At 60.4% G+C, this 11051-nt stretch carries 10 protein-coding genes and 1 pseudogene; 1 reads left to right on the top strand and 10 read right to left on the bottom strand.

What is annotated here, in order from left to right; genetic code table 11:
• Window positions 1-1437 precede the first annotated feature (1437 nt).
• Entirely contained in the window at window positions 1438-2124 is a 687-nt protein-coding gene (locus ACFTOW_RS07835; RefSeq protein WP_379914510.1) for a hypothetical protein, read from the bottom strand.
• A gap of 670 nt (window positions 2125-2794) precedes the next feature.
• Between ACFTOW_RS07835 and ACFTOW_RS07830 the strand changes: the two genes are divergently transcribed.
• Window positions 2795-3409, top strand: a complete 615-nt coding sequence (locus ACFTOW_RS07830; protein WP_379914509.1) for a response regulator transcription factor — start codon at window positions 2795-2797, stop codon at window positions 3407-3409.
• Between the two features lie 51 nt (window positions 3410-3460).
• On the opposite strand, the pseudogene ACFTOW_RS07825 reads toward ACFTOW_RS07830, so the two are convergent.
• The 9 genes and pseudogenes from ACFTOW_RS07825 to ACFTOW_RS07785 all read right to left on the bottom strand — a co-directional run.
• Window positions 3461-3691, bottom strand: a pseudogene (locus ACFTOW_RS07825) (IS5/IS1182 family transposase); the annotation flags it as partial.
• A 277-nt stretch (window positions 3692-3968) separates the two neighbouring features.
• Window positions 3969-5729, bottom strand: coding sequence for an urease subunit alpha (gene ureC, locus ACFTOW_RS07820; RefSeq protein ID WP_379914508.1), 1761 nt, complete (start codon window positions 5727-5729; stop codon window positions 3969-3971).
• Window positions 5730-5790: 61 nt separating this feature from the next.
• Complete coding sequence (locus ACFTOW_RS07815; RefSeq protein WP_379914507.1) at window positions 5791-6099, bottom strand: urease subunit beta; 309 nt, start codon at window positions 6097-6099, stop codon at window positions 5791-5793.
• Window positions 6096-6251, bottom strand: a complete 156-nt coding sequence (locus ACFTOW_RS07810) for a hypothetical protein (protein WP_379914506.1) — start codon at window positions 6249-6251, stop codon at window positions 6096-6098. Before ACFTOW_RS07810 ends, ACFTOW_RS07815 begins: the two co-directional genes overlap by 4 nt.
• Before the next feature lie 17 nt (window positions 6252-6268).
• Window positions 6269-6571 (bottom strand): urease subunit gamma, encoded by a 303-nt coding sequence (locus ACFTOW_RS07805; protein WP_379914505.1) that lies wholly within the window; start codon window positions 6569-6571, stop codon window positions 6269-6271.
• Between the two features lie 3 nt (window positions 6572-6574).
• Window positions 6575-7507 carry an urease accessory protein UreD gene (locus ACFTOW_RS07800; protein WP_379914504.1) on the bottom strand — a complete coding sequence of 311 codons (933 nt, stop codon included), beginning with the start codon at window positions 7505-7507 and terminating at the stop codon, window positions 6575-6577.
• Between the two features lie 58 nt (window positions 7508-7565).
• On the bottom strand, window positions 7566-9179 hold the full coding sequence (locus tag ACFTOW_RS07795) for an ABC transporter ATP-binding protein (RefSeq protein ID WP_379914503.1): 1614 nt from the start codon (window positions 9177-9179) through the stop codon (window positions 7566-7568).
• A gap of 3 nt (window positions 9180-9182) precedes the next feature.
• Entirely contained in the window at window positions 9183-10022 is an 840-nt protein-coding gene (locus ACFTOW_RS07790; protein WP_379914502.1) for an ABC transporter permease, read from the bottom strand.
• 10 nt (window positions 10023-10032) lie between these two features.
• Entirely contained in the window at window positions 10033-10998 is a 966-nt protein-coding gene (locus ACFTOW_RS07785; RefSeq protein WP_379914501.1) for an ABC transporter permease, read from the bottom strand.
• Window positions 10999-11051 lie beyond the last annotated feature (53 nt).

Below are 11051 nucleotides of genomic sequence, written 5' to 3'. Positions count from 1 at the left end.
GCGGATCAAGGTCACCTCCCGTTTGGCAACCTTGAATCACTTCGAAGCCGATATGGGAATCCTTAAACGTCAACAGACCCTAGAAATCGCGCTCTATCTTTAGTGCACGAGTCTTATCGAATGACGATGAGATTTCAGAGAATACCGGCGTCCTGTCATTGATAAACAGGGTATCCCAAATTTATAGCACGGGGGTGGTTCAGGAACTTAAGAATACATGAACTTTCTCTGTAAGCCTGCATGGAATTGCCTGGCGCTGTTATGCTTGGCCAGACTCACATCATCAATATAAATTCCATGACACAGAAGTGGTTCAGGGCCAGCGCAAAATGTGGCTGACCCTGAAAGCCGTGAACATCAGGCGCGAATGGTGTTCTCGCCGTCACTTGGGGGTAGTTCACAGCGTGGGTCTATGCAAATTTCGCACCATTCGCACTTCTATCTTTCCGTCACATTACTTCACTAAAGTATAATATCGCACAGTTGCAGCCTGTCATACTCAGTCTGTCACAGAGGTTCTGTTTCGCAGGACATTGCTCCGAACCCAACGATTTGGGTGCGACTTACCCCTCCACCACAGGCTTCACGCAACGCATATGATCATGGACGCTTCCAGGTGAGCTCCATGGCTTGGTGCATTACCGTGCAATGTCTTGCCAGCCTGCCGATCACCGGTGCCAATGTTCACAGTGCGGCTTTTCATCGCCGAACCAGTCAACCAAAACGTGGACGGGCAGGTGATGGCGCGCGCGGGCTTCCTCGACTCCGGTGTGAGCTCACAGGGGTTGAAAACTTCACAATGTTTTTGGAACGGCATGACTCTCGCGTGTTTTCGCTTGCACAAGATCGGGCATATAGAATCAGCTCTCTATCCAAAGATAACACCACTTCCTTTGATATTCCTTGTGAGCACAAGAACCTATCGACAAAGTAGCTCCAGCAGCAATAATCAACCTGCCATTTGGCTAAAATTTTCAGGAGTATGACCCATGGTTGCAACGCTGGTTTTGGGTAGGTGTGTCTACGTCCAAGGACTTATCATAGCACGGAACCCTTCAGGTACCGTCACGATTCAATTGGGTGATGACTTCTTTACCGGCAAACCGATAGAGTCTCTGCGAAATCAGACTTGATGTCGCTTACATTCTTGAATTTGGATAAATTCGCCTGATCCTTACAGGTTGATGCGTAATGAAAAGCGCCTTTGCACAGCGTTTAAATATACACCGGAGAAAGTATCCTGAACAAAACAGGTTCGATTGCCAGGTGAAGTCGAAGCTGATGTATTGAATCCAATATATCAGTCAATGCGGCGAAATCAATGACGGCTTGCTTCTAAAACTCTTACTGAAAAAATGGCGGTCACTTTTTGCTTATATCATTTCCTGCCGGCATAACCAAACTGGCCTGCAGAAGTTTCATAGATTCTGATCTCGGTCATACAGCTTCCAGAAGATAGTATGGCATTGCATCTGCAAACCTGAGCTGCCACGAATAGTTGTTCTGCTGTGCAATCATTAACGATAGTTCAAGGCTTGAAAATGAGACCGGAAGACGAAGCGACACGTCCGTCAATGGAAGCCTTTCGCAACTGAAGTCGTCTACAAGAAAGTCATGGGACAGGATCACGACAGGGACAGCCAAAGCATTTTCGCGAATCCAAACAAGGCAATCGTAACATTCATCGATACCACCGAAGCTATCGATATCGACGAAGATGAACGAGTGTCTTGTCAGAAGCTGGGATTGCACTCTCTTGCCTACGTCGAGTGACTCGCACAGCGTCACTCCAACTCCTTGCGCGCGAAACCAGCCGATCACATCTCCCATGGTTTTGAGCTTCTTCGAGCAAATCAGGACTGGCAGATCGATATCAATCGCTGATTTGAACATCGCCGGATATCCACCGATTGACACTGGCTCCCTTCCGCTCACCTTCTTGGAGACGATGTCTTTCTTCGACTTGAAAGATCTACTCTCCCCAGAGAATGTCGCATTGTGTAGCTTGGGCCGATATTCGTTGAGGGAAGGGGTTTTGGGTTTTGCGTCACCTGTCGCCTCGGATCGCAAGTCAGATTTCGTCTTTGCGCCAGTGATGCCCAAAGAGCGCAGGAGTTTTGCCATGTGCATGATCGCGCCTCAATACAAGATTATATACTTAACGATACCTGATGAATTCCTTGCGAATAACCGCATCAAGCGTCGGCTTGCCTTGTCTTTAGAGGCAGTAGGTCAGAAAGTTACTTTGGTTGCTCAAAAGGTATGAACGCGCTGACGGGTCCCGAACAGCCACATCGCGGCAAGGCGGTCCTGCAATGATATGTCAAAGAGAATGTCGTGTCGGCAATCAGGGTGGGATGCGACTTGGCGTCGGTCGCGTTCCATGATGATGGTTCTGGTTCACGCGGGCAGGCAGGCGGTCGCGCCCAGACGTCGTCGGGACGGCAATAGCCCTGCCCTGTGGGGCCCGATCATTTCGATCCTCAAGACTGGTCCGGGGGAAGGCAAGTCGCCTGGTCGCGTACGGCTGAAGCGAAGCCATTCAGACCATCCAACCCGCCGGGATCGACCCGGTGGTGCCGTATAAACAGGGTCTACAGCCATATCGCCTCGGGCTGCTTGCCTGCTGCAATGCCGTACCGCGATGTCAACGTCATCGCCAACAAGCATGCGAATCTAAAGTTACAAAATATATTCTTTGATACAGGTTTCGAAAATTTGCTTTGACGGTTAACACAGCTAGTTAAGTGCTGATCAACTTTTGAACAAGAGAACCCCGAGAAAGGGAGCACAGATGATATCTGTTTTGATCGCTGACGATCATAACCTCGTCCGCGAGGCTCTTGTCATGGCGCTAAACTCGGACCCTGCGCTGGAAGTCGAAAGCGTTGGGTCGATGGACGAAGTCAAGCACCACTTGACGGAAAAAGGGCCTGTCCAAGTGGTGCTGCTGGACCTTGTGATGCCCGGAATGAAGGGGCTGCCGAGTGTCGAGGAGGTTGTCAGACTGAATGCCGATGGCGCGGTGGCGTTGTTTTCCGGCAATGTGGTTTCCGGCCAGGTGCAAGAGGTTTTGACCCTTGGATGCATGGGCGTAATCCCCAAGACCATGCCGCTGCGATCTTTGGCGAACGCGATCAAGCTTGTTGCAGACGGCGAGGTGTTCGTTCCAGTGTCGCTGTCGGCGGCAAGAAACCGGTCAGGTGAAAGCAATAGAAGCCTCCTTTCTCCAAGAGAGAACAGCATCCTTCAGTTTGTTTCCCAAGGACTGACAAACAAAGAGATTGCATGGCGATTGTCGGTTTCAGAAGTAACAATCAAAGCCAACATGCGCACGATCTGTTCGAAACTGGATGCCAAGAACCGTGCCAGCGCAGTTATCAATGCACGAAATGCAGGCTTCATTTGAATTGTCGGATTATCCAAGCCCGCGGCGGTCGCGGCGTTTGTAGCAGCGCTAATCGTGTTTCATCGGCGTATTGCGCTGTTCTCGGGCAGAGAGGCAATCGCGTATGCCCTTGTCTTGCAACGCTTCTGTGAACGAGTTTGCGCCATGGCCACGATCGCCAGAGAGCCATTCAATCATTGGCAAGCAGCCGAGCAACGTCCGCGCTCCGATGCAGTCGCCGACTTGTCCGGCAGAGATAAAGATGTTGTGCGGCCGCTTCTGGCTATCGCAGATGGCGTGCAGCATGACCAGAGTTCGACCTAGCGATCACTGTCATGCGCTCTTTGTGACGGCGGTAGCGTTGCGACCTCTTCGCTGCAAAGGTCACAGCCAAGCCAGCCAGAAATCGACACGATGCTATTTATCTATGTTGTTGCTTTTAATTATTTTTACACCCAAGAAACCCAGCCTCTCACCTTTTCCTGTCAGTACCGGGTGATCTATGGGTCAACCCAAGACCGATAGTCTGCCTTGGTTTCGCTTAGGCGGCACACAATCAGACGCTGAAACCCGACCTGCCCTAGAACAGGAAATAGCGCTGCGCCATGGGCAGCACCTCGGCCGGTTGGCAGGTCAACAGCTCGCCATCCGCGCGCACCTCGTAGGTTTCGGGGTGCACCTCGATCTGCGGCAGGGCGTCGTTCAGGATCAGGTCACGCTTGCCTATGCCGCGGGTGTTTTCCACCGCGATGGTCTGCTTGGCCAGTCCCAGGCGCTTGCCGATGCCATCGGCCTGCGCCTCGCCCGAGACAAAGCACACCGCCGAATGTTCCACCGACCGGCCATAGGCCCCGAACATCGGTCGGGAATAGACCGGCTGCGGTGTCGGGATGCTGGCATTCGGATCGCCCATCTGCGCCAAGACAATGGAACCGCCCAGCAGAACCATATCCGGTTTCACCCCGAAAAAGGCCGGGCTCCACAGCACCAGATCGGCGCGCTTGCCGACCTCGATGCTGCCGATATGGGCGCTGATGCCGTGGGCGATGGCCGGGTTGATGGTGTATTTGGCGATGTAACGGCGGACGCGATAATTGTCGTTGTCGCCGGTTTCTTCGGGCAGGCGGCCACGCTGCTTGCGCATCTTGTCGGCGGTCTGCCAGGTGCGGATGATCACCTCGCCCACCCGGCCCATCGCCTGACTGTCAGACGCGATGATCGAGAATGCGCCCATGTCGTGCAGGATATCCTCGGCCGCGATCGTCTCGCGGCGGATGCGGCTTTCGGCGAATGCCACGTCCTCGGGGATGGATTTGTCCAGATGGTGACAGACCATGAGCATGTCCAGATGCTCTTCGATCGTGTTGACGGTGAAGGGCCGCGTGGGATTGGTGGAACTGGGCAGCACATGCGCATCGCCGCAGATCTTGATGATGTCCGGCGCGTGGCCGCCGCCCGCGCCCTCGGTGTGAAAGGCATGGATGGTGCGGCCCTTCATCGCCGCAACGGTGTTCTCGACAAAGCCGGATTCGTTCAGCGTGTCGGTGTGGATCATCACCTGCACGTCCATGGCATCGGCCACGGTCAGGCAACAATCGATCGCCGCCGGGGTGGTGCCCCAGTCCTCATGCAGTTTCAGCGCACAGGCCCCCGCGCGCACCTGTTCCTCCAGCGCGGCAGGCAGGCTGGCATTGCCCTTGCCCGCAAAGGCCAGGTTCATCGGAAAGGCATCCGCCGCCTGCAACATGCGCGCAATATGCCACGGCCCCGGCGTGCAGGTCGTGGCCAGCGTGCCATGCGCAGGCCCGGTGCCGCCGCCCAGCATGGTGGTCAGGCCGGAGTGCAGCGCATCCTCGATCTGTTGCGGGCAGATGAAGTGGATGTGGCTATCAAAGCCCCCGGCGGTCAGGATGCGCCCCTCGCCCGCGATCACCTCGGTTCCCGGGCCGACGATGATGGTGACGCCGGGCTGGGTGTCGGGATTGCCCGCCTTGCCGATGCCCGCGATGCGACCGTCCTTCAGGCCCACATCGGCCTTCACGATGCCCCAGTGATCCACGATCAGCGCGTTGGTGATCACCGTGTCCACCGCCCCGTCCGCCCGCGTGACCTGCGACTGGCCCATGCCGTCGCGGATCACCTTGCCGCCGCCGAACTTCACCTCTTCGCCATAGGACAGCGCGTTCGCCCCGGTGCCACCGCTGCGGGCCTGCCCCACCGCCTCGGCGGTCAGGTCACGCTCGACCTCGATGATCAGATCGGTATCGGCCAGACGCAGCCTGTCGCCCACAGTGGGGCCGAACATGGCGGCATAATCGGATCGATTGATAGGGGTGGGCATTGCGGTGCCTCCTGTGGCGGGGTGGTGGGCTGGCGCCCACCCTACTTTGCTGGTGTGCCGGTCAGTCCAGATCGCCCATGACCTGCGCGTTGAAACCATAGATCCGCCGCCCGCCGCCGATGGGGATCAGCGAGACCTCGCGGCGCTGGCCGGGTTCGAACCGCACGGCGGTGCCCGCCGCGATGTCCAGCCGGTGGCCGCGTGCCGCCGCGCGGTCGAACTCCAGGCCTGGGTTGCTTTCGGCAAAGTGATAATGGCTGCCCACCTGCACCGGGCGGTCGCCGGTGTTGGCCACCATCAGGGTGATCGCCTGCGCGCCCGCGTTCAGGGTCAGCGTGCCGGGGGCTGGGAAAAGCTCGCCTGGGATCATTTGCGCCCCCGGAACGCGATTATGCCGGCCACGGCGATGGTCAGGACCGACACCCACAACAGCCAATGCGCCCCGTCATGGGGATGCACATGCGCGCCGGGATGGGCAGCCGCGGGGCTGGCGAGGATCAGCAGGGGGAACACGTATTTCATGCGTAGTCTCCGGGGTGTTAGCGGATGGGATTGTGAACGGTCACCAGCTTGGTGCCATCGGGAAAGGTGGCTTCGACCTGCACCTCGTGGATCATCTCGGGCACGCCTTCCATGCATTGCTCGCGGGTGATCACCTCGGCCCCGGCCTGCATCATGTCGGCCACGCTGCGCCCGTCCCGGGCCCCTTCGACCACCGCATCGGTGATCAGGGCAATCGCCTCGGGGTGGTTCAGCCGCACACCGCGCGCCAGCCGCTTGCGCGCGACCTCCGCGGCCATGGAAATCAGCAGCTTGTCTTTTTCACGGGGCGTCAGGTTCATCTGTCACAATCTCCAGCTCACAGGCAGGGTGTCGCGGCTGAGCCGGTCCAGAACCGGCAAAAGCGATGCGCGCAGGGCAAAACCGTCGGATGCCACCAGCCGCATCACCAGCAGATCGGGCGCCAGCAGGCTGGCCCCGGCGGTGTCGGGCAACAGCGCGCGCAGCCCGTCCAGATGCGCGGGCGCATCCGGCGCGGCATAGACCAGACAGGCCATCGCCCCGGCGCCGTTCAGGATGGCGCGGCGCAGGGCGCTTCGGGACAGATCGCCCTCCAGCCGCAGGGCATCGCGATAGACCGGGCGGCCCGCGCGATAGACCGCGATGTCGTCACGAAACCGCGCCTGCGTCAGGCGCTCGCCCATGGCGACACGGCCGAAAATCACCGGCTCGACCAGCAGCACGCTGGCCCCATCGGCCAGATCGACCCGCAGGCGGCGGTGCAGCGCGCAACCGTCATACAGGATCAGCTCTTGCGGCAGCCAGTGCAGCGTCGCGCCCGCCTCAACGGTGATCGCGCTGTCCACCCGGCCCCAGCCCCGCGCGGCGCGATAGGCGCGTTCGGCGGCCTGCGTCGTCAGGGTCAGATGGGCATCCACCCCCACATGGCCTGTCAGGGCGAAACGGTCACCGCCGGTGACACCGCCGCCGGTGTTCAGGACAATCGCCTGCACCCCTAGCGCGCTGCGGGGAAACAATGCCTTGTAGGCCCCGCTGGCGCGGAAACGGTCGATCGCGCTGCGCCCGTCGCGGTGTTTCACGCGCAGGTCCAGCGCGCCCTCGGCCCGTGGCTGGGCCTGTGCGATAGCGGCTTCGATATGGCGCATGGGCAGGGTGATCTGACGGCTCCGCGAAAGAGGCATTTGCGGCCAGATCATCACGCCCGGACGGCGCTGCACCATCGGCGGCGAGGCCAATGCCCCCTGAACGACAGGCATTCGCCTATTTCAAAGGCAGAAATGGGCTCTGCGTCGAAAAATTCAGCAGATCGAGAACTCAGGCCGCGCCAAGCTGCCAGTCGGTGCCCGGCACGGCAGCCAGCAGCGCGCGGGTATACTCCTTCTGGGGGTTCAGGAACACCTCCTGCACCGGGCCGATCTCGACCAGCTTGCCGTATTGCATCACCGCCACCCGGTCGCACAATTGCGCGGCGACGCGCATGTCGTGGGTGATGAAGATCAGCGACAGGTCCAGCCGCTTTTGCAGATCGCGCAGCAGTTCCAGCACCTGCGCCTGGATCGACACATCCAGCGCCGATACCGCCTCGTCCGCGATGATCAGGTCCGGGTCCATCGCCAGCGCGCGGGCGATGCCGATACGCTGACGCTGGCCGCCGGAAAACTCGTGCGGAAAGCGGTCTGCGGCCCCGGGGTCAAGCTCGACGATCTCAAGCAGTTCGCGGGCGCGGGCGTGCGCCTGCTCTTTCGACGCGCCCTGCACGATGGGCCCTTCGCACAGGGCATCCATGACCTTCTTGCGCGGGTTGAGAGAGGCATAGGGATCCTGAAAGATCATCTGCACCCGGCGACGCGCGCTGCGCAGTTCCGCCGACGTGAGCGTGTTCATGTCCTGTCCGTCAAGAATGATCTCGCCGCTGTCCGGTTCGACCAGCCGCACGATGGCCCGCCCAACGGTGGACTTGCCCGAGCCGCTTTCGCCGACGATGCCCAGAACCTCCCCGCGCGCGACCTCGAACGAGACATCATCGATCGCGCGCACCTCGCGCTTGGGCTTGAAGAACCCGCCCGAGGTGACGAATGTCTTGCGCAGGTTGCGCACCTGCAGCACCGGCTGTGACGTCACCGGCGCGGGGTTGGGTACGGTGTCGCCCGGAATCGCGGCCAGCAACGCCTTGGTATAGGGGTGCTGCGGGTCTTTCAGAACGGTCTGCGCCGCGTCCTGTTCGACGATCTCGCCATAGCGCATGACAATGACGCGGTGCGCGATCTCGGCCACCACGCCGAAATCATGGGTGATGAACATCACCGACATGCCGTGCCGCGCCTGTATCGACTTGATCAGGTCCAGGATCTGCGCCTGCGTGGTCACATCCAGCGCGGTCGTGGGCTCGTCCGCGATCAGGATCGCGGGGTCCAGCGCCAGCGCCATGGCGATCATCGCGCGCTGCCGCTGCCCGCCCGACAACTGGAACGGATAGGCGCGGATGATCTTTTCGGGATCGGGCAGGCCGACCTCGTTGATCAGGGCCATCGCCTTGGTCCGCCGCTCGGACGGGGTGTGGCGGTTGTGCGCCTCGAACACCTCGGTGATCTGGTCGCCGATGCGCATCAGCGGGTTCAGCGCGGTCATCGGTTCCTGAAAGATCATCCCGATGCGGTCGCCTCGCAGCTTGCGCCGCTCGTTCGCGGGCAATTGCATCAGATCGCGCCCTTCGAAATGCGCGCTGCCTCTGGCCACCTCGACCTGATCGGGCAACAGCCCCATCAGCGCATTGGCGGTCATCGACTTGCCCGAGCCGGATTCACCCACGACGCACAGGATTTCCCCGGCGTGCAGGTCAAAGGTGATGTTCTGCACGGCATATTCGCGGTCGGCCCCCGGGGGCAACGACACCGCAAGATCGCGGATCGACAGGACGGGTTCTTGCATGGCTCAGCGCCCCTTTCTGGCCAGACGCGGATTCAGCGCATCGTTCAGCCCTTCGCCGATCAGGTTCAGCGCCAGCACCGTCAGCAGGATCGCCACACCGGGAATGAAGCTGAGCCACCAGGCGCTGCGGATCACCGTGCGCGCCGCCCCGATCATGTAGCCCCAGCTCATGATGTTGGGATCGCCCAGCCCCAGAAACGACAGCGAACTTTCCAGCAGGATCGCCGTCGCCACCATGAGCGAGGCCATGACGATGATCGGCGACATCGCGTTGGGCAGGATATGGCCAAACAGGATGCGCATGTTCGTAAGCCCTGCCAGCCGCGCGGCATCGACGAATTCGCGCCTGCGCAGCGACAGAACCTCGGCCCGCACAAGGCGCGCGACGGGCGGCCAACTGACGATGGCGATGGCCAGCGTGATCGTCGGCAGGGTCGGCTCAAGGATAGCCACCAGAACAATCGCCAGCGCGAAATTCGGGATGGTCTGGAAAAACTCGGTGAACCGCATCGCGCCATCATCGACCAGACCGCCGTAAAAGCCCGCGAAGGCCCCCAGCGGCACGCCGATCAACAGCGCCACAAGGGTCGAGACCAGCCCGACGATCAGCGACACGCGCGCGCCATGCACCAGCCCCGCCGCCACGTCGCGGCCCAGCGTGTCGGTGCCCAGCGGATAGCCATCGGTGGTGAACGGCACGAGGAACGGGCGCTGCACCATCTTCCACGGACTTTCGGGATAGATCAGCGGCGCGAACACCGCCAGCAGCACGACGACAATCAGGATCAGCGCGCCGAACAGCGCACCGCGATTGCGCGAGAAACGTTTCAGGAAATCCAGCATGACGCTCCCCTCAAATCCGCGGATCGATCAGGCGATAGACCAGATCGGTTATGATGTTGAAGGCGATGACCATCGCGGCGGACACAAGGAAAACCCCCAGCAGCGTGTTATAGTCGCGTGCGGTCAGGCTTTCGAACATCAGCCGCCCGATGCCCGGCCAGGCAAAGACCGTCTCGGTCAGGACGGCACCGCCCACCAGTTGTCCGGCCTGCAAGCCGGCCAGCGTGACCACCGGCAGCAGCGCGTTGCGCAGGATATGGCGGCGGCGGATCACGCCCTCGCTCAGCCCCTTGGCGCGGGCGGTTTTCACGAAATCCATCTGGCTGACCTCAAGCACCGAGGATCGCGTCATGCGCAGATACACAGCCATGAAGAACAGACCCAGCGTCAGCGCAGGCAGGAAAAGGTGTCGCAGCCGGTCAAGCACCAGTTCAAGCCCGAAATACCCCGACCCGACGCTGCCGTAGCCAAAGGCGGGGAACCAACCCAGCTTGACCGAGAACAGCACCACCGCCATCAGCGCCACCCAGAACAGCGGCGTGGCGTAGAACAGCAGCGCCAGCGAGGTGATGATGCTGTCGCCCATCCGGCCCTGTCGCGCAGCGGCGGCCAGACCAAAGATGATACCCAGCGCCAGCGACATGAAGAACGCGGTCAGCGTCAAAAGCAATGTGGCTGGCAGGCGGTCAAGGATCAGGTCCAGCACCGGCATCTGCTGGCGGTAGGAATAGCCCAGGTCCAGTTGCACGACGCCCGAGATATAGGTCCAGAACTGCACATACAGCGGCTGGTCCAGCCCGAACTGCTCGCGCAGCTGGGCGATGAACTGCTCATCCGCCGCGCCCGCCTCGCCCGCCATGACAGCCGCCGGATCGCCGGGCGCCGCATGGATCAGGAAAAAATTCAGGATCACCACCAGTAGCAGCGTGATCGCCGCCTTCACAGTGCGCCCCAGAATGGCCAGTGCAATGTCCATCGGTCCGGTCTGCCCCCGTCACCATATCTGTCAGGAAATCCCGGCCCGGGGAC

Origin of the sequence: Lacimonas salitolerans (assembly GCF_042677865.1) — a bacterium.
GTDB classification, from domain to species: domain Bacteria; phylum Pseudomonadota; class Alphaproteobacteria; order Rhodobacterales; family Rhodobacteraceae; genus Lutimaribacter; species Lutimaribacter salitolerans.
Note: the sequence above shows the minus strand (reverse complement) of the source record. Positions and strands in the feature narration are given on the sequence as shown.

Coding starts and splice junctions, on each gene's coding strand:
- ACFTOW_RS07835 (WP_379914510.1), bottom strand. CDS start 2,124: ATGGCAAAACTCCTGCGCTCTTTGGGCATCACTGGCGCAAAGACGAAA.
- ACFTOW_RS07830 (WP_379914509.1), top strand. CDS start 2,795: ATGATATCTGTTTTGATCGCTGACGATCATAACCTCGTCCGCGAGGCT.
- ureC (WP_379914508.1), bottom strand. CDS start 5,729: ATGCCCACCCCTATCAATCGATCCGATTATGCCGCCATGTTCGGCCCC.
- ACFTOW_RS07815 (WP_379914507.1), bottom strand. CDS start 6,099: ATGATCCCAGGCGAGCTTTTCCCAGCCCCCGGCACGCTGACCCTGAAC.
- ACFTOW_RS07810 (WP_379914506.1), bottom strand. CDS start 6,251: ATGAAATACGTGTTCCCCCTGCTGATCCTCGCCAGCCCCGCGGCTGCC.
- ACFTOW_RS07805 (WP_379914505.1), bottom strand. CDS start 6,571: ATGAACCTGACGCCCCGTGAAAAAGACAAGCTGCTGATTTCCATGGCC.
- ACFTOW_RS07800 (WP_379914504.1), bottom strand. CDS start 7,507: ATGCCTGTCGTTCAGGGGGCATTGGCCTCGCCGCCGATGGTGCAGCGC.
- ACFTOW_RS07795 (WP_379914503.1), bottom strand. CDS start 9,179: ATGCAAGAACCCGTCCTGTCGATCCGCGATCTTGCGGTGTCGTTGCCC.
- ACFTOW_RS07790 (WP_379914502.1), bottom strand. CDS start 10,022: ATGCTGGATTTCCTGAAACGTTTCTCGCGCAATCGCGGTGCGCTGTTC.
- ACFTOW_RS07785 (WP_379914501.1), bottom strand. CDS start 10,998: ATGGACATTGCACTGGCCATTCTGGGGCGCACTGTGAAGGCGGCGATC.